This window comes from Streptomyces sp. DSM 40868 (genome assembly GCF_011820545.1).
Classification (GTDB): domain Bacteria; phylum Actinomycetota; class Actinomycetes; order Streptomycetales; family Streptomycetaceae; genus Streptomyces; species Streptomyces eurythermus.
The window spans coordinates 3,692,768-3,709,466 of sequence record NZ_CP050504.1; the positions used below are offsets into that span (position 1 = coordinate 3,692,768).

Here is a 16,699-nt window from a genome sequence, read left to right on the forward strand (position 1 = left end):
GTGGATAACCGGCGGAAGGGCAGGTGACCAGGAAAACGCGCAGGTCCGCGTGGTGTCAGCCCGGGTAGACCGGCGCCGAACCGTCCTTGTCGACCTTCTGCCACTGCGCCCCGGACGGCAGCCGGACGATCCCGTCCTCCGAGTAGGCCACCAGCGGTACCCGCTCGTCCTCGGACGCGGCGATCGCCTTGACGCTGGTGAGCGCGCCCGGGGCCGGGCCGTCCAGCGTCGACCCGTCGGCCTGGACGTACCGCATCTGCTGCACGCCTCCCTGTTCCTGGCCGACGACGAGCAGTCTGCTGTCCCCGGCCCAGGAGATGGCGCTGACCTGTTCCAGATCTGGTGTCGCCGAGCGCAGCCCGTCCACCGAGATGCCCTGCCCGGTGCCGTCGTCGCGCTGGATCCGGCCGATGAACAGGGACTGCTTGCCGTCCTTGGCCACGACCAGCGCGATCCGTGCCCCGTCGGCGGCCACCCGCGCGTCCGTGATCCGGCCCGGAAGGTCGGGCACGGCGACGGGCACCGCTTCCTTCTCCCCCTCTTCCAGGACGTACAGGCGGGGCCGGCGGGGGTCACCGTCGGCCACCCACAGGTCGCCGTGGGCGTCCCAGCTCGGCGTGGTCAGCCGCTCGTCGGGAGCGGGCCCGTCGCTGGTCACCAGCGGCTCACCGAGGGAACCGCCCGACGCCAGCGAGGCCACGTACAGCGAACCGCCTCCGTCGGCGACCCCGGCCGCGGTGTGCTCGTCCCGCGACACGGCCACCGACCGCAGCTCCTTGCCGCCCTCGCCGAGCGGACCCGGCACCGGAACGGAGCCCGTGCCGGTGCTTCCGGTCGGCATCCGCACCACCCGGTGCCTGCCGTCGATGAAGTACACGTACTCCGGGCGCTTGGACGACCCGTGCCAGGCGATGGCCTCGGCGCGTTCCTCGGTCAGTTCGCACAGCCGGTCGTCACCGGCCCCGCGCAGCTCGACGGATTCCAGCGTCGGCGCCAGGTTCCGCAGGGTGAACAGCAGCTGCGTCGCCATCTCGGTGCACTTGCCCGCCGCGACCCGGGACGCCTTGAGGTTCAGCGGCACGGTCAACCTGTTCTGGTCGTCCGGCGCCAGCCCGGACTCACCCTTGCGCAGCGCCGTGCCGGTGGGGAAGCTCGACCTGACCACCGGCCCGAGCCAGGTGGTGGGCCCGTTCAGCAGCGACCGGACCATCTGTGTCATCGGGTCCACCTTGCCGCGCACGAACACCGGATCGGCGACCGCCACCGGCTGCCCGCCCGCCCCGACCGCCGTGTCGGAGGCGAAGTAGTACTTGTCGACGGGCGTGTAGTTGCGCTGGAAGTCCGACTTGCCCATGACGACGCCGTCCGGCAGCCCGTCGATGCGCCACTGTCCGCTCTTGGGGTTCTTCGTCAGGTGCAGCTTCTTGCGGTAGGGGCCGCCGGCGGGCTGGTATGCCTGCTGCGCGTCGACCGTGGCGACCCGGGTGCCGGTCAGCACACAGGTGACGCTGTTGGTCTCCTCCCGTCCGCCCGGGCTGCAGTCGGTCTCGATGCTCGGCCCGTTCGCCAGGACGGTGGTCGACAGCTCCGGCCGCCAGCGGCTCGCCGCCTCGGCCGACAGGTACTTGCGCGCCGTGTCGTACTCCGGGTCGTCGCTGGTCAGCGCCTCCAGGAAGCCCTGCATGATCTCGCCCGGACCGGCGCCGTCGGCCGGCGGCATCGCGAAGACCCGTACCGCGGTGTCCTGCCGCGGCGTGGACTCCACATCCCGCAGATCCCCGCTGTCGGGCATCGAGGCGCACCCGGCCAGCAGTGCCACACCCAAGGCGGCGCACGCCACCGCGCGCCCCGGCCGCCGCCGTGCGCCCCCCACGCGGTCAGCGACCACGAAATGCCTCCCCTGACTGCGTCGAGTCCTGCGGCGCGGCGGCGCCCGGCCGGGCCCCTGCCGCGTCCGGCGCGTCCGGCGCCGGGCGCGCGGCGGGCTCGTCGCCGGGCCGCCGTACGCCGCCGGTGGGCCGGGGCACCACACGCGCGCCGTTGCCCTTGCCCGGCAGGGCGGTCGGGTCCGCTGCCGGGGCGCCGGCGGTCAGCCGCGGCGCGATCGGCGTCCGCGGGGGCAGCGCGGGCCCCTGCGCGCCGGCCTGCTGCACCGGGACGGTCGCCCGTTTCTCCTCGCCGGCGCGCGGCTCGCCGCCGTCGTCGAGGCCGCGGTTACGACGCGAGTCCTTCGGCTCCAGCGGTATCGGCGAGCCCCGCAGCGGCTCGTCCGCGGTCCTCGGCAGCGTCAGCCTGAACTGTGAGCCGCCCCCGGGCTCACCCCAGGCCTGCAGCCAGCCCCCGTGCAGCCGCGCGTCCTCCAGGGCGATGGACAGCCCGAGGCCGGTGCCGCCGGTGGTACGCGCGCGTGCCGGGTCGGCCCGCCAGAAGCGGCTGAAGACCCTGGTCGCCTCGCCGGGCTTCAGGCCGACGCCGTAGTCCCGTACGGCGACGGCCACCGCTCCGCCCGCGGCGGCGAGCTTGACGACAACGTCCTTGCCCTCGCCGTGCTCGACCGCGTTGACGACGAGGTTGCGCAGGACCCGCTCCACGCGCCGGGCGTCCGCCTCGGCGACGACGGGCTGCTGGTCGCCGACCACCCGGATGTGCGTGCCCTTGCGCTCGGCGAGCGGCTCGGCACCGCTCACCACCCGCCGCACGACCTCCCTGAGGTCTATCGGCTCGGCCTCCAGCGCGGCGGCGCCCGCGTCGAACCGGCTGATCTCCAGCAGGTCCGCGAGCAGCGACTCGAACCGGTCCAGCTGGTCGGCGAGCAGCTCGGCCGACCGCGCGGTCACCGGGTCGAAGTCCTCGCGCGCCTCGTGGATGACGTCGGCGGCCATCCGGACGGTGGTCAGCGGGGTGCGCAACTCGTGCGAGACGTCGGAGACGAACCGCCGCTGCATCCGCGACAGGTCCTCCAGCTGCTGGATCTTGACCTGGAGGTTCTGCGCCATCTTGTTGAAGGCCTCGCCCAGGCGTGCGATGTCGTCCTCGCCGGTGACCTTCATCCGCTCCTGCAGCCGCCCGGCGGACAGCCGCTCCGCGATCCCGGCCGCCATCCGCACCGGCGTGACCACCTGCCGCACCACCAGCCAGGCGATGGCGCCGAGCAGGACGACGACGAACAGCCCCGCCGTGGCCAGGGTGCCCTTGACCAGGCTCAGGGACTTCTCCTCCTGCGTGAGCGGGAAGAGGTAGTACAGCTCGTACTGGCGGCCGTTCGGGTCGTTGAGCTGCTTGCCGATGGCCAGCCCCGGCTGCGACTCCTTGCCGCCGAAATAGACGATCCGCGTGTTGCTCTGCACGGCCGTCGTACCGTTGTTGACCCGCTCGCGCAGCTCGGCGGGCACGCTGGAGGTCGGATTGACATTCCCGGAGCCACGCGGGCTGCGCCCGCCGCCGCTGTCGTCGCCGACGGGCAGCGTCACCACGTCGAAGGCGCCCGCGCCACCGCTGGACAGCGACTCCACGAGGTCGCTCATCCACTGGATGACGTTCTGGGACTGCCGTCCGTCGACAGTCGCCGTACCGTCACCGGTCCCGGCCGCCCCGCCGGCGCCCGTGCCGCTCACCGCCTCGTCGGCCTTCTGCCTGGCCACCGCGAAACCGCCCGTGGCCTGGCTCTGCGACGCCTTCACCTTGGCGTCCAGCAGACCGTTGCGCACCTGCCCGATCACGACGAAGCCCAGCAGCAGGACGACACCCAGCGACATCACCAGGGTCGTGGCCACGACCCGGAGCTGGATGTTGCGCCGCCACAGCCGCATCACGGGCAGCAGCGGGCGGCGCACCCAGCGCAGGAACAGCCGCAGAACCGGGCTGCCCTGGACCCCGCCGCGCGGCAGCCCGCCCTCGAGCAGCCTCCTCAGGCGCGCACCCGTCGCCGACCGGCCGACAGGCCGCCCCGAACGGGTCCCGGGCCCGCCGGGAACCGAAGCGGCACTGTCCCCGGACATGTCAGCTCGGTCCGGCCTTGTAACCGACACCACGGACGGTCACCACGATCTCCGGCCGCTCCGGGTCCTTCTCGACCTTGGAACGCAGCCGCTGGACATGAACGTTGACGAGCCGCGTGTCGGCGGCGTGGCGGTAGCCCCACACCTGCTCCAGCAGCACCTCACGGGTGAACACCTGCCACGGCTTGCGCGCGAGCGCCACCAGCAGGTCGAACTCCAGCGGGGTCAGCGCTATCGACTGCCCGTCCCGCTTCACCGAGTGCCCGGCGACATCGATGACCAGGTCACCGATGGTCAGCTGCTCCGGCGCCGGCTCCTCCGACCTGCGCAGCCTGGCCCGGATCCGGGCCACCAGCTCCTTGGGCTTGAACGGCTTGACGATGTAGTCGTCGGCCCCCGACTCCAGGCCCACCACGACATCCACGGTGTCGCTCTTGGCCGTGAGCATCACGATCGGCACCCCGGACTCCGCCCGGATGAGCCGGCACACCTCGATACCGTCCCGTCCGGGCAGCATCAGGTCGAGCAGCACCAGATCGGGCTTGCTCTCACGGAAAGCGGCCAGCGCCTTGTCGCCGTCGGCTACGAAAGACGGCTCAAAACCTTCACCACGCAGCACGATCCCGAGCATCTCGGCCAGTGCGGTGTCGTCGTCGACGACAAGGACTCGTCCCTTCATAAACGACATCATCCCATTCTCGTAACGGTGACCGGGGCGCTGGTGAGGCAGGTCACTGGCCCGTGACCATAGTCGTACCGGGCCGTCACTGTCTGCCCCTGTCCGTCAGCGTTGATGTCAGCGGTAGATGTCAGATCTGGGCGCCGGAACACCGGCTCTTCCCGACCGACCAGACGGGCCCCACCCCAGCTCCCTGGACGCAGCCGCCTCCGCTCGGACGGTTCCAGCTCCCCCCGAGGGACGCAGGCACGCTGCCGCGCACGTTCCACAACCACGACTATCGGTCCGGCCCACTCACGCGGAGCAGATCATCCATGGCGCTACGCGCTGCCGTCACGAAGGCGTCGAGACAGTCGTTCAGCCGGGAGTGAGCCTGGAACCACGAATCAACCGGCGTCTCCTCGCCAGGCTCGGCACGGCTGCCATCCTGCCGCCAACGCCGCAGCGTGCTGAGCGTGGGAGGTAGCTGGGACAGGCACAACATGAGCTCATCAGCGAGTTGCGACACTGGTTCAGGCCCCTCCAGCTGGACCTTATGTACCGAGCCGCCGGCCGCTCTGACTGCTGCGTCGACTTCCGCAGCTAAGGCGTCGATGTCACCGACCGCCTCGTAACGGGAGCGCATGATCATGTCGCCGAGCTTGTCGCCATCATGATTGACGGCATGGGCGTCCGCCAGGAACTGCTGATACACCTGTCGACGGTGATCGATCTGTAACTCTCGTATCTGCCGACGTTCCTCGGCTTGCAGCAGTCGCACCTGTTGCTGTTCAGCAGACAGGAGCTGCATCCGTTGCTGCTCCGCGAGGGCTGCATCCTTGCGTCGTTCGGACCGGAATGTAACGGCTGCGGTCAGTCCGCCACCAGCAAGCGTCCCCAGGACGCTCACAGCCGCCACGAGTAGGGAGTCCGCCATAGGCCTCATGTTGCCAGCCGAGGAGTTCCTCACGTTCGGGGATTGATCGCTAGCGCGGAAGACATCGACCGGTTGCCGTCCGATCGGGCACGCGAGAGACACGTGCGTCTGTGTAGCGAGAGATCGACGCACGGCACGGCAGCAATGTGACGCAAGTCACATAATCGAGCTCGGCCGCGATGGTGGCGACGGCGTGGACGATCGCAGTTTTGACGACGATGCCGGCGTCAAAAGCCGCCCATAGCGCGCATAACCCATTCGAGACTTCACTCTAAGTGACGAAAATCGGGCCTTGCCCTGCACTTGCCGCTACGCTCCGGCGCTACGCTAATCGCCAGCGATTCCGGAGCGTAGCGGCAAGTGGCGTGACATCTCGCCAAGGTGTCTGATATGCCCGAAAACTTTAGAGATTCTTTACCCGTGGGAGAGCTGTGGTGCAACGCTTCCAGGGCGCTGACCTGCGGAAATGTAGCGATGGCCCGATTGACTTCAGCACTACTTCTGCAATCATCGAAGACATGAGCACGCGATACGCCGACCAAGTCCCGTTCTCCGAGCTCATGCGTAAGCAGAGTGAGGTGGCCGACAAGGCTGCTCACGGTAAGGGGGTACTGCTGCGCCGCCGTAACGAAGAAGATCTTGTACTGATGAGTGCGGCTCACGCCGAGTCCACGGCCAATGGCTTCAGCGTTGCCAGCCGCATGTTCGTCTCCTTGATGAAGCACGACGCCGGAGCTAGGGAGCTGCTGATGGTTCTACCTGACGTGTTCCCGTGGGTGCGCTACCTGCCGGAAGAGGATGTGCGCGAGTTCCTAGTTGATCTGGTGCAGACCATCGACGCGTGCGACGACTTGGAGAACCTCGCCCCGCTTGAAACTGCTGTGGCAGCATGGCGAAGCACCGCCGAGGTCTATGCTGATCCCAAGCTGCGCGCTGCGCTGACTGAGGGGGAGCTAGATGATCTCGGGCAGGTCGAAGTCTGCTGACCCTCAAGGGGGGTTCACCTGGTGAGTGGAGGAAGGCGGGAGCGCGTCGCTCCTCCTCCGATAGGTGACGAGTGGGACGTGAAGTTCGGCAAGTCCGACGCGAAGCGCGGTTGGGACGAGCTGTGTAGGACTGCAACGGCCAATGCCCGGAAAGCGTTTGAGACTCTTCGGGCAGCGCCGTGCCCCTTCCCGGAAACGTCGCGTCAGCACCGTTTGAAGGGCAGTCTGAGGTCTACTACCTTCGACGGACGGTCCTATGCCTTGTGGCAGTACGAAGTGACGTCGGGTGGCCGGATCTGGTACTGCGTTGATGAGGCCAAGCGCATCGTTTGGCTGCTTCACGCGGGGCCCGGGCATCCGAAAATCACTGAATAAGGCTGACAGCCGGTGGTCGAGCTCCCCCCTCAACCCACCACTCACCCCAGCTCCCATCCCGTACGCCGTCGACCCACACACCGTGGAGCAGGCGTGGTTCCTGGCGTCCAGGTGGAGCGCGCCACTGTACGAACGACCTGGACGCCAGGGGCCGCGTCTGCTCGGCTCTGCCTGGGTCGGCGGTGTACGGGATGGGAGCCCCTCGCCCGCCACGACGAACCCGCGGTCGGCGACGGCGCCCCCTCCATCCCGGTGCCGGCCGATCCCCCGCCGGAGGCACTGTTCTGACCGTGACCGGAGCTCGGTGGGTGACCGACTCATGGCCACCGGCCCTATCCACCCGTGGGCGCGCGTCGGCGCAGCGCGGGCGGAGCGGGCCGAAGGCAGGAGCGGCGCCCGCAGCGGAGCCGGGAAGCGCGCCCGGCGGAGCGGAGCGCAGCCGGGGCTTGATGAGGTAGAGAAACCTGTAACAGCTCCTGGCCGATACGGGCTTAGGACTTGGTGCGCCTCCGTGGCGGTCCGGCATCGACGCGCACACGAGGGAGCAGGGTGCGACTGCTGGCAGGCGACTTGGCGGGGAACCGTCCGGGCGACGCGGTGCGCCGCAAGATCGTGGAGCTACAGCCGGATCCACTGCTGAGGCTGATTGGGCGCTGACCGCCTGCATGGCGCGGGACGCGCGGACTTGGATCCGCTGATCAACCGTCGATGGCGTACCCAAGTGCCTGGGCAATGGTGCCCATGTCCTCGGTGATGGCGTCGGCTCCGACCTCGGTGAATGCTTCGATCTTGCGCGGCTTGTTGGCGTAACCGATGGCCGTCCCTCCCGCCGCATGCGCGGCCTGGATGTCGGTCACGGAATCTCCGATGAGCACGCAGGCTGTGGGTCGGACATCGAGCCCCTTGGCGGCCCGGGTCACCGCGTCAGGGTTGGGCTTCATCAGGTCGGGCCTGTGCCGGACGCGCCCCACCACGTCATCCACCAGGTAGGACAGCCCGTGCCGATCAAGGAAGCTGAGGACGCACTCCGGGCTGTTGTTCGTGACCACCGCTACCGGTCGACCGGCCTTCCTGGCGGCCATCATGGCTGCCACGCCGCCACTGGTCGGATCACCAGATACCTGTACAGCGTCCATCTCCGCTGCGATCAAGGCTTCCTCGATCTTCCCGCTCAACGGCCGGTCGATGTCGTAGGTCAGACGCAGGACTTCGAGGGGATCTGATATCCCAAGCAGCTTGGTGCGAAGCTCGGGGTTCTGGTCCGCTGCCAGCCGGGCGAGGTCCTCCGCCACCTGGGGCGCCGGCAGGCCCGCGAAGACATCGCACAGCGGCCCATCGAAGTCGAACAGCACAGCCTGCGCGGCGGTAAGTGTCCTGGTCAGGCTGTCACTGGGCATCAAGATCAAAGTCCCTCGCGACGGTGTCCCATACGCTCTCGAACCACATCTGGGCTTGCTGGACTTGCTGGGCGCCGCTCGAAGACTCGCCCTCGTTCACCGAGTGGTGGAACAGGACGGTGTCCTTGCCCAACAAGTCGTAGATCTCGATGGCCTCTCCCTGGGCCACGACCTTGTTGGGCTTGACCGGGTAGTACCCGAAGAACACGTCGGCACCGTTGATTACGTACAGCTTGAAGAACGCTGTCCCGCTGTGAACTCGGACCTCGACAGCGGTCTCCGGAACCAGTCCTAGTTGTTCCAGCTCGTTGATCGAGTCCCGGATGCTCCGCGCGTATCCCAGCATGATGTCGTTCATCCGCTTGCGGAGACGCGGATCGTCCGCGCCGTCACCTCGGCGTACGGGCGCGAGGTGGGGCACCGACATGTCCGGCACGAGTATCCGAACGCGGATGCTGCTAGGGGTCAGGCGCCCAACTCGGATCTTGTCCAGCGGCTCTTGCAGGGCACCGTGCAGTGTCTCGCTGGTGAATCCGGCGAAGTCGATCGTCACGTGCTGTGCGGCGAACGCCTGCTCCACGTACGGCCGAAGTCCCGCCGGCCGCTCCGTCCGGTTGCGGACGTAGACGCCACTGCCCTTGCGGGAGACCACGAGACCTTCGTCCTCCAGCTCGCGCAACGCCCGCTGGATCGTCGCCCTTGCGAATCCATACAGCTCCGTCAGCCGCTGATGCGACGGCAGCTTCTCGCCCGGCGCCAGCTTCTTCGTGCGGATCGCAGCCCCGAGGCTGCTCGCGACCTGCTCATACGGCGGCCGATCGTCGTCCGGGTCGAGTGGATCTGGAGTGAAGGCCATGAGCCGATCGTACGCGCCCAAGTCCCACATTGGGACAACCAGGCCAGCCAGGTGTTGACATGGCTAGCCAGGCTGCTTACGTTAGTCATGCAGCCAAGAAGGCTAGCCAAGCCAGTCACCTACTGGAGGCGAACTATGCCGTCCTTCAAGATCGACACGTCTACTGCCATGGTGTTCGTGGCGACCGCACCGGAACCGAAGATGGCCAACAAGAAGACCGGGGAACGGGCCATCGACCGTGACACCAGCGCGCCGCTGTCGACGGTGGGCCTGCTGATCTCCGACGAGGGGGAGGGAAACCTCTACCAGGTCACGATCCCGGAGACGGGTTACCCGGAGGGTCTGGCTCCGGGCATGCCGGTCAAGGTGGTCGGCCTGAAGGCCCGTGACTGGGAGAACGAGTTCAACGGCCAGAAGCGGCACGGCATCTCGTTCCGCGGTCGCGATCACCCCGGTGGCCTGACCATGACTGACCTGACGATGTGGCTGGAGGCCACTGCCGGGTTAACCGCCGCCGGTGGTGTCGGCTACGCGAAGGTGCGGGCGCCTCGCGCGTACTGGGCGCTAGTGGGTCTGCCGACCGCGCTGACACGGTTCGGGTTCACCTACCGGTCCACGATGGACGTGTGCGGCCTCACGGTGCAGCCGTCGGGCCTGCGGGCGTTCATGACCCGCAACGTCGCCCGCCGTGAGGTTCAGCCGGTACCGCCGAAGATCCGCCGCGTGCGGGGCACGTCGACCGGACTGCGGGTGACCCTGCGGCTTCCGGCCGGTCTCGAGCCTGCCGACGTGGCCGCCGCCTCCGAACGGCTCCGCCACGCCTGGGGCGTGCACTCGGTGACCGTGGTGGAAACGAAGCCGGGTTTCGTTGAGTTGCGGATGACCGGGTATGACGTGCTCCGCCGGGTCCGCATGCCCCGTAAGGCCGCGCCGCACGACATGATCGTGCCGGTTGCGCTGCGGGAGGACGGGACCGCCTTCGAGCGTGACTACCGCAAGGCGCCGATGGCGCTCACCCTGGGAGCGAACCAGTCCGGCAAGTCCATGTACCAGCACAACCTGATCAAGGGCCTGGCACAGCTCCCGGTCGCGCTGGTCGGGGTGGACTGCAAGCGCGGGGTCGAGCAGTCCGGCTACGCGCCGCGTCTGTCGGCGCTGGTCACCACCCCGGATGACGCCGCTTCCCTGTTCGGCATCCTCGTTGCGGAGATGGAAGACCGCTTCGACCTGCTCAGCAAGCAGGGGGCCTCGGAGATCTGGGAACTGCCCGACGCCTTGCGGCCCGTGCCGGTGGTCGTGCTGGTGGATGAGGTCGCGGAACTGTTCCTGATCTCCTCGAAGAAGGATGAGGAGCGGCGGGAGCGGATCGTCACCGGTCTGATCCGGTTGGCGCAGATGGCCCGCGCCGTCGGGATCTACCTGGAGATCTGCGGGCAGCGGTTCGGCTCGGACCTGGGCAAGGGCGCCACTATGCTCCGCGCCCAGCTCACAGGCCGTGTCGTGCACCGGGTCAACGACAAGCAGACCGCCGAAATGGGGCTGGCTGACATCGCCCCGGACGCCGTACCGGCCGCGAGCCTGATCCAGATGGACCGCCCGGGGACCGCTGTCGCGGCGGACACCTCCGGCGGCTGGTCGAAGATCCGCACCCCGGCTGTCACGCAGGAAGAAGTGGTCGCCGTGTGCCGGAAGTACGCCCACCTGGTCCCGGATCTGCCGTTCCTCGAACCGTTCCGCCCGTACGCGCCCGTGGCGCCGGCGGATGCCCCGTCGCTGGTCAAGCCGCGACCGGTCACCGAGTAACCCCCTCTGTTCCACGGTCGGCGCGACCGCTCTCGCGCCAGGTCCCCACCCCTTCCATGCCTGAAACCGGATCGGAGATCACATGTTCTGCGAGCACTGCGGCGACGAGGACGGCGCCCAGACCGGCATCGACCACGACGAGCGCGACTGCCCCTGGTACGAGGCCGACTCCGATGAGGACGACGAGTGAGCGCTGCGAAGAGCGCTACCAAGCCCGCCGACGGCACCGGCCAGAACCCTGACTGATCTGCCCATTTCTGGGCCTGACTCCCCTGAGGGGAGGTGTCTCATGACCCGCTCATCCCTCCGCCCGGACGCTGTACTCATCCAGGCCGTGATCGCCGGTGCGCTGTCCTTCGCCCACCTGCACGACCTGGCCGAAGCCGCCGGCCAGTCCGGTTGGAAAGCCTGGGCCTACCCCGTCTCCGTCGATCTGCTCCTGGTCGCCGCTTGGCGCCGACTGCGCAATGCCCGGCGCGACCGCTCGGCCTGGACCTGGTTCGTCATCGCCCTGGGTGCCTCGCTCGGCGCCAACGTCGCCACCGCCGGTCTCCTCGACTTGCACCAGGTGCCCGCCTGGCTGCGCATCCTCGTGGCTGGCTGGCCGGCGCTGGCCTTCCTCGGCGGCACCCTGCTCGTCCACTCACCCGCCACCCCGGCGCCCGCCCCGGTCGAGCCGGAAACCGAGCAACCGGCCATGGCGGAAGTCGCCGTCGACCGCGCCGACGAACCCGCACCCGCGCCAGCTCCGGAACTGGTTCCCGCGCCGGAACCCGAGCCCGTGAAGCCCGCGGTTCCCGCCCCGGTCGTCCCGGCGGCGCTGCTGGACCACGCCCGCAAGCTCACCGAAGCCCACCGGGCCTCCACCGGCTCCCCGATGTCCGCCGACGTGCTCGCGGCCCGCCTCGGCCTGCCCGAGGAGATGACCCGCGCCATCACCGATCAACTCCAACTCGCCTGATCAGAGGGGACACCAGCACATGGCCCTGTTCAACTTCAACCGCCCGTCGGACTACCTGGACGCGGCACGCGAGATGGCCGACAGCAACCGTCCGACCCTGGCCCGCCTGCTCGCCGAGGAAGCCGCCGACCGTACCTCGGACCCCGCCGAGAAGGCGCGCATCCTCGCCGGGTTCCCCGGTGGCAGCCTCCAGAAGGACAACTGATGACCGTCTACCGCCGCTTCCGCAACGTGGTCCGCATCGGCCCCGTCCAGGTCGCCACCTCCTACGACGGCCGGGGCCGCGACAAGCACACCGCCGCCTGCACCGCCCCGCGCTGCGGCTTCTCCGCCGACTACGACAGCCGCGCCGCCGCCGAACTCGCCGCCCGCACCCACCGCTGCACGGCCTGAACGGAGATCCCCGCATGAACGTTCCGCTCTGGCTCGCCGTCGTCGCGGTCGGCTACCTCGGCGTCAAGCACATCCGACCGCCGTGGTGGCTCGTGGTCCTGCTCCTTCTCGGCGGCTACCTCGTCGCCCACAGCGCCCTCGGCCCCGTCGTCGGCTCCCTCGTCAACTAACCCGACCGAAGGGACACCACCGTGTTCACCCCGAAGTACCCGGCCCAGGACACCGCCCAGCCCTCGGCCACCGTCCAGCCGCAGACCACCGTCCCGGCCTCCGCCGTCCAGGCCCCCGCGCCGGTTGTCCCGGCGGCCCCGGTCTCGAACCGCCCGACCATCCAGCTCACCCCCGGCAGCACGCTCGCCCTCGTGGCCGGCGGCGGCGCCGTGGTCCTCGTCGTCGGCGCCGTCCTGGTCTCCATGCTGTTGGCCGTCGCCATCACCGGCGTCTCCGTGGCCGTGGTCGCCGTCGTGCTCCGCTCGCTCGTCAAGGACCTTCAGAAGGGGCGGTGACCGGTATGGACACGCAGACGATCGCGGCGGCTGGCTTACCGGCCCTGGGCTGGGCCTTCCACGGCGGGCTGCTCCTGCGCCGCCTGGCCACCGCCCGCCGTGACCCCCTGACCGGGCTGCACACCCGCGCCGGATGGACCGCCCGCGCCGAACGACTCCTGGCCAAGCACCCCGGCGCCCTGGTGCTCCTGGTCGACCTGAACGACTTCAAGGCGATCAACGACACTCACGGCCACGCCGCCGGAGACACGGTGCTCACCGCTACCGCCCGCCGCCTGGCCGACTGGTGCGGACGCCACGGCATCACCGCCCGTCTCGGCGGGGACGAGTTCGCCGCCATCGTCACCGACCCCAGCCACACGCCCGGCCTCAGCGCCCTCCAGGCCGCCTTGGATCAGCCCGTTGACCACAACGGACGCTCCCTGCCGGCCTCCGCTTCGGTCGGCCACTGCCACCGCCAGCACCTGCCCGTACCAACCCTCACTGACGCTCTGTCCGCCGCCGACTCGGCGATGTACGCGGCCAAGGGCCACGGCAGGCGCAACACACGCTAAGCGGCCCCCGGGGCGGCTCTCTCGCCAAAGATCCGCCGCCCCGGGCGCCTTCCCACCTTCCAGATCCAACGGACCCGAAAGGCAAGCCCATCATGCCCGAGGAACATGCCCAGGACATGCCGATCTGCGGCGACTGCGACGGCTTCCCCACCGTCGCCATCACCACCGGCACCAACGCCGACGGCTCCCGCGCCACCCTCACCGTCACCTGTCCTGCCTGCAAGGGCACCGGCCACACCATGGCCCCCGGCCCGGCCCACGCCAAGGGGGCAGCGTGACCGACACCGCCACCATGGCGGGCCTGGACCCGGCCACCCTCACCGACGTGCTGAGGCTGGCCGGGTCCACCGGCTTCGACCGCATCCAGGAACAGATCCGCCGCACCGGCGGCTGCGCCGACCCCATCCACCTCCAGGGCTCCGTCGTCGTCCGGGACAAGCAGACCCGGCACGTCCTGCACCACTACTCGACCGACACCGAACCTGGTGGACGGCTCCGGATCGCCTGCGGCAACCGCCGCGCCTCCCGCTGCCCCGCCTGCGCCTGGACCTACGCCGGTGACACCTACCACCTCATCCGCGCCGGCCTCGTCGGCGACCCCGACAAGGGCACCCCGCACACCATCCGCGATCACCCCCGCGTCTTCGCCACCCTCACCGCGCCCTCGTTCGGCCCGGTCCACAACCGGCTCGGCAACCGGCCCTGCCGCTGCGGCACCCGCCACAGCGAGGACGCGCCCGAACTTGGCACCCCGCTCGCCCCCGAGATGTACGACTACGCGGGCGCGGTCCTGTGGAACAACCACGCCTCCGACCTGTGGCGGTACTTCACGATCTACCTCCGCCGCGAGATCGCCCGCCGTGCCGGTCTCACACAGAAGGCCGCCCGGGAACAGGCCCGCGTCTCCTTCGGCAAGGTCGCCGAGTACCAGAAGCGCGGGGCCGTCCACTTCCACGCCGTGATCCGCTTCGACGGCCCAGACGGACCTGACAGCCCCCCGCCCGCCTGGGCCACCCTCGACCTGCTCACCGACGCCATCCACGCCGCAGCAGCCCGCGTTCAGGTCGACATCGACCCCGCTGGCGACCGGCCCGCCCGTTCTCTCACCTGGGGCAAGCAGCTCGACGTACGCCCGATCCGTGCCTTCGGCGACGGCGAGGAGATCACCGAACAGGCCGTCGCCTCCTACGTCGCCAAGTACGCCACCAAGGCCGCCGAGACCACCGGCACCGTTGACCGCCGCATCGGCAACAAAGAGGCCCTGGCCCTGCTCGGCGTCCCGGACCACCCGCGTCGGCTGATCGAAGCGTGCTTGGACCTGCACCCGCTCTACCCGGACCGCAAGCTCCGCGACTGGGCTCACATGCTCGGCTTCCGCGGCCACTTCTCCACGAAGTCCCGCCGCTACTCCACCACCCTCGGCGCCCTCCGCCAGACCCGCGCCGACTACCGCGCCGCCCAGCAACGCGCCGCCCTCGGCCTGCCCGACCCCGACGACGAGGAAGCGACCACGCTCACCCTCGCCCACTGGACCTACGCCGGCCACGGCCACACCCCCGGTGAGTCCTGGCTCGCCGCCAACATCCGCCGCGACATCCAGCACAGCCGCGAGATCGCCCGGGAGGAGCTACCCGCGTTGCTCGACCTGGAAGGAGCCGCCGCATGACCACCGCTGCCCCGGTGCTGCTCACGGTTCCTGAGGTGATGGGCAGGCTCAAGTACAGCCGCTCGAAGGTGTACGACCTGATCCGCTCGAAGCGTCTCGCGTCGTTCACGGAAGGTCGGTGTCGACGCATCCCCGAGAGCGCCGTCCAGGAGTACATCCGCACACGGCTTGAGGAGGCTTCCTGATGCCTCCGCGCAAGCGCAACCCCAACGGTTCCGGCACCGTCACGAGGCGCGCTGACGGCCGGTACCAAGCGGCGGTGTACGTCCCACAGCCGGACGGGACGACGAAACGCAAGTTCGCCTACGGCAAGTCCTACGACGAGTGCGACCGGAAGCGCCGCGAACTCCTGGACCGCGCCGCCGGCGGCATCCCCACCCCGACTCGCGACATGACTCTGGGGCAGTGGTTCGACTACTGGCTCCAGGTCGTGGTGAAGCCCAACCTGGCGCCCAACAGCTACCGCGCGTACGAAACAGCCGTGCGACACCATCTCCGGCCCCGCCTCGGGCCCAAAGTCATGGTCAAGCTGGGCGTCACGGAGCTACGTGGGGCCGTACAGGCGCTCGCAGAGGATCAAGGGGCGAAGACTGCCAAGCGGGCGTTACGGGTCCTCTCAGCCGCGCTCACGGCCGCGATGGTGGAAGACATCGGCCTGACTCGGAACGTGGCCAAGCTCGTGCACGTCCGCGCGACCACCGACAGCGGCAAGAGCTGGGACGCCGTGACGGTGCTGCGCTTCCTGGCCGCCGCTCGTCGCCTAACCCCGTACTACCCGGCCTTCCTCCTGCTCTGCCTCCTCGGCCTGCGACGCGCTGAGGTGTGCGGACTGCGCTGGGAGAGCATCGACCTAGACAACCGGATCATCTGGGTGGAGAAGCAGCGGCAGCGGGCCAGCGCGGGCACGGTCGACACGGAGCTCAAAACCGAGACGTCCAAAGCACCCCTGCCGCTGCCCGCCCAGTGCATCGCTCCTCTCCGCTGGGCACGCATGCGGACTGCCATGCTGCGCGAGCGCGCCATCAGCCGGGGGCGCCCCTGGTTCGAGGATCCCGACGGGCACGTGTTCGTGACTCGGACCGGCCGCCCGCTCTCGCCGACCCATCTCTACCTGGTCCTGCAACGGATCATCAGGAAGGAGGGACTGGGCAAGATGAACCCGAAGGGACTGCGCAAGTCCTGCGGCACCTTGCTCGTCCACCTCCGGGTGCACCCGCGGATCGTGAAGGCGATCCTTCGGCACAGCCGCATCACCACGACGATGGACATCTACGCTGAGGCCCTGGACCCGGACGTCGTGGAGGCGGTGGCGCAGCTCGATCGGCTGCTCCGCCAGCCGGCCCGGATCCGGGAGCTGGAAGCCGCTCGATCGGACCTGGATTCCGCCGCTTGATGTAGCCGTTGGATGTCACGGCCCCTCTCCTCGCGCGTCGCCGCAGGTAGAGGGGCCGTTTCCGTTGCTAAGGGCGAGAGCATCCCATTCTCGTAACGGTGACCGGGGCGCTGGTGAGGCAGGTCACTGGCCCGTGACGATAGTCGTAGGGGACGGTCACTGTCTGCCCCCGTCCGCCGGCGTCGACGTCAGCGGTGGAGGCCGGACCCGGGCACC

General features: G+C 69.3%; 18 protein-coding genes. 12 read left to right on the top strand and 6 right to left on the bottom strand.

Going from position 1 to position 16,699, the window contains the following annotated elements; all coding sequences use genetic code 11:
* Positions 1 to 55: 55 nt before the first annotated feature.
* From HB370_RS16620 to HB370_RS16635, 4 genes are all read right to left on the bottom strand, one after another.
* Positions 56 to 1,888 (bottom strand): LpqB family beta-propeller domain-containing protein, encoded by a 1,833-nt coding sequence (locus HB370_RS16620; protein WP_030782957.1) that lies wholly within the window; start codon positions 1,886 to 1,888, stop codon positions 56 to 58.
* On the bottom strand, positions 1,878 to 3,998 hold the full coding sequence (gene mtrB, locus HB370_RS16625) for an MtrAB system histidine kinase MtrB (RefSeq protein ID WP_030782959.1): 2,121 nt from the start codon (positions 3,996 to 3,998) through the stop codon (positions 1,878 to 1,880). The genes HB370_RS16620 and mtrB overlap by 11 nt, the downstream gene beginning before the upstream one ends.
* Position 3,999: 1 nt before the next feature.
* A complete protein-coding gene (mtrA, locus tag HB370_RS16630; protein ID WP_187279108.1) occupies positions 4,000 to 4,689 on the bottom strand; it encodes a two-component system response regulator MtrA in 690 nt (229 codons plus the stop codon).
* A 265-nt stretch (positions 4,690 to 4,954) separates the two neighbouring features.
* A complete protein-coding gene (locus HB370_RS16635; RefSeq protein ID WP_030782962.1) occupies positions 4,955 to 5,593 on the bottom strand; it encodes a hypothetical protein in 639 nt (212 codons plus the stop codon).
* A 434-nt stretch (positions 5,594 to 6,027) separates the two neighbouring features.
* On the opposite strand from HB370_RS16635, the gene HB370_RS16640 reads away from it, so the two are divergent.
* The gene (locus HB370_RS16640; RefSeq protein WP_208974407.1) at positions 6,028 to 6,579 is read left to right on the top strand and encodes a hypothetical protein; all 552 of its coding nucleotides are present in this window, start codon (positions 6,028 to 6,030) and stop codon (positions 6,577 to 6,579) included.
* 1,073 nt (positions 6,580 to 7,652) lie between these two features.
* Here HB370_RS16640 and HB370_RS16645 read toward each other — a convergent pair.
* Together HB370_RS16645 and HB370_RS16650 are read right to left on the bottom strand one after the other, a co-directional pair.
* On the bottom strand, positions 7,653 to 8,351 hold the full coding sequence (locus tag HB370_RS16645) for an HAD family phosphatase (RefSeq protein ID WP_030782970.1): 699 nt from the start codon (positions 8,349 to 8,351) through the stop codon (positions 7,653 to 7,655).
* Positions 8,341 to 9,207 (bottom strand): winged helix-turn-helix domain-containing protein, encoded by an 867-nt coding sequence (locus tag HB370_RS16650; protein ID WP_030782972.1) that lies wholly within the window; start codon positions 9,205 to 9,207, stop codon positions 8,341 to 8,343. Before HB370_RS16650 ends, HB370_RS16645 begins: the two co-directional genes overlap by 11 nt.
* Positions 9,208 to 9,672: 465 nt before the next feature.
* Here HB370_RS16650 and HB370_RS16660 point away from each other — a divergent pair, with 465 nt between their 5' ends.
* The 11 genes from HB370_RS16660 to HB370_RS16710 all read left to right on the top strand — a co-directional run bounded on the left by HB370_RS16660 (position 9,673) and on the right by HB370_RS16710 (position 16,483).
* Positions 9,673 to 11,010 (top strand): FtsK/SpoIIIE domain-containing protein, encoded by a 1,338-nt coding sequence (locus HB370_RS16660; RefSeq protein WP_030782975.1) that lies wholly within the window; start codon positions 9,673 to 9,675, stop codon positions 11,008 to 11,010.
* A 289-nt stretch (positions 11,011 to 11,299) separates the two neighbouring features.
* Positions 11,300 to 11,971, top strand: coding sequence for a DUF2637 domain-containing protein (locus HB370_RS16665; protein ID WP_030782978.1), 672 nt, complete (start codon positions 11,300 to 11,302; stop codon positions 11,969 to 11,971).
* 19 nt (positions 11,972 to 11,990) lie between these two features.
* Complete coding sequence (locus HB370_RS16670) at positions 11,991 to 12,176, top strand: hypothetical protein (RefSeq protein ID WP_030782981.1); 186 nt, start codon at positions 11,991 to 11,993, stop codon at positions 12,174 to 12,176.
* The gene (locus HB370_RS16675) at positions 12,176 to 12,364 is read left to right on the top strand and encodes a mobile element transfer protein (protein WP_030782984.1); all 189 of its coding nucleotides are present in this window, start codon (positions 12,176 to 12,178) and stop codon (positions 12,362 to 12,364) included. The genes HB370_RS16670 and HB370_RS16675 overlap by 1 nt, the downstream gene beginning before the upstream one ends.
* A 14-nt stretch (positions 12,365 to 12,378) precedes the next feature.
* Positions 12,379 to 12,534, top strand: a complete 156-nt coding sequence (locus HB370_RS16680; protein WP_167345736.1) for a hypothetical protein — start codon at positions 12,379 to 12,381, stop codon at positions 12,532 to 12,534.
* 21 nt (positions 12,535 to 12,555) lie between these two features.
* Entirely contained in the window at positions 12,556 to 12,870 is a 315-nt protein-coding gene (locus HB370_RS16685) for a hypothetical protein (protein WP_030782987.1), read from the top strand.
* 5 nt (positions 12,871 to 12,875) lie between these two features.
* Entirely contained in the window at positions 12,876 to 13,424 is a 549-nt protein-coding gene (locus HB370_RS16690) for a GGDEF domain-containing protein (protein ID WP_030782990.1), read from the top strand.
* 92 nt (positions 13,425 to 13,516) lie between these two features.
* The gene (locus HB370_RS16695) at positions 13,517 to 13,702 is read left to right on the top strand and encodes a hypothetical protein (RefSeq protein WP_030782993.1); all 186 of its coding nucleotides are present in this window, start codon (positions 13,517 to 13,519) and stop codon (positions 13,700 to 13,702) included.
* The gene (repSA, locus tag HB370_RS16700) at positions 13,699 to 15,090 is read left to right on the top strand and encodes a replication initiator protein RepSA (protein ID WP_030782996.1); all 1,392 of its coding nucleotides are present in this window, start codon (positions 13,699 to 13,701) and stop codon (positions 15,088 to 15,090) included. The genes HB370_RS16695 and repSA overlap by 4 nt, the downstream gene beginning before the upstream one ends.
* Entirely contained in the window at positions 15,087 to 15,275 is a 189-nt protein-coding gene (locus HB370_RS16705; protein ID WP_030783000.1) for a helix-turn-helix domain-containing protein, read from the top strand. Before repSA ends, HB370_RS16705 begins: the two co-directional genes overlap by 4 nt.
* Positions 15,275 to 16,483, top strand: coding sequence for a site-specific integrase (locus HB370_RS16710; RefSeq protein ID WP_030783002.1), 1,209 nt, complete (start codon positions 15,275 to 15,277; stop codon positions 16,481 to 16,483). Before HB370_RS16705 ends, HB370_RS16710 begins: the two co-directional genes overlap by 1 nt.
* The last annotated feature ends 216 nt before the right edge of the window (positions 16,484 to 16,699 follow it).

Excerpts from the sequence above, each read along its gene's own strand:
- HB370_RS16680 (WP_167345736.1), top strand. The coding sequence starts at position 12,379 with ATGAACGTTCCGCTCTGGCTCGCCGTCGTCGCGGTCGGCTACCTCGGC.
- mtrA (WP_187279108.1), bottom strand. The coding sequence starts at position 4,689 with ATGATGTCGTTTATGAAGGGACGAGTCCTTGTCGTCGACGACGACACC.
- HB370_RS16670 (WP_030782981.1), top strand. The coding sequence starts at position 11,991 with ATGGCCCTGTTCAACTTCAACCGCCCGTCGGACTACCTGGACGCGGCA.
- HB370_RS16705 (WP_030783000.1), top strand. The coding sequence starts at position 15,087 with ATGACCACCGCTGCCCCGGTGCTGCTCACGGTTCCTGAGGTGATGGGC.
- HB370_RS16635 (WP_030782962.1), bottom strand. The coding sequence starts at position 5,593 with ATGGCGGACTCCCTACTCGTGGCGGCTGTGAGCGTCCTGGGGACGCTT.
- HB370_RS16690 (WP_030782990.1), top strand. The coding sequence starts at position 12,876 with ATGGACACGCAGACGATCGCGGCGGCTGGCTTACCGGCCCTGGGCTGG.
- HB370_RS16645 (WP_030782970.1), bottom strand. The coding sequence starts at position 8,351 with ATGCCCAGTGACAGCCTGACCAGGACACTTACCGCCGCGCAGGCTGTG.
- HB370_RS16710 (WP_030783002.1), top strand. The coding sequence starts at position 15,275 with ATGCCTCCGCGCAAGCGCAACCCCAACGGTTCCGGCACCGTCACGAGG.
- HB370_RS16660 (WP_030782975.1), top strand. The coding sequence starts at position 9,673 with ATGACTGACCTGACGATGTGGCTGGAGGCCACTGCCGGGTTAACCGCC.
- mtrB (WP_030782959.1), bottom strand. The coding sequence starts at position 3,998 with ATGTCCGGGGACAGTGCCGCTTCGGTTCCCGGCGGGCCCGGGACCCGT.
- HB370_RS16665 (WP_030782978.1), top strand. The coding sequence starts at position 11,300 with ATGACCCGCTCATCCCTCCGCCCGGACGCTGTACTCATCCAGGCCGTG.
- HB370_RS16695 (WP_030782993.1), top strand. The coding sequence starts at position 13,517 with ATGCCCGAGGAACATGCCCAGGACATGCCGATCTGCGGCGACTGCGAC.
- HB370_RS16650 (WP_030782972.1), bottom strand. The coding sequence starts at position 9,207 with ATGGCCTTCACTCCAGATCCACTCGACCCGGACGACGATCGGCCGCCG.
- HB370_RS16675 (WP_030782984.1), top strand. The coding sequence starts at position 12,176 with ATGACCGTCTACCGCCGCTTCCGCAACGTGGTCCGCATCGGCCCCGTC.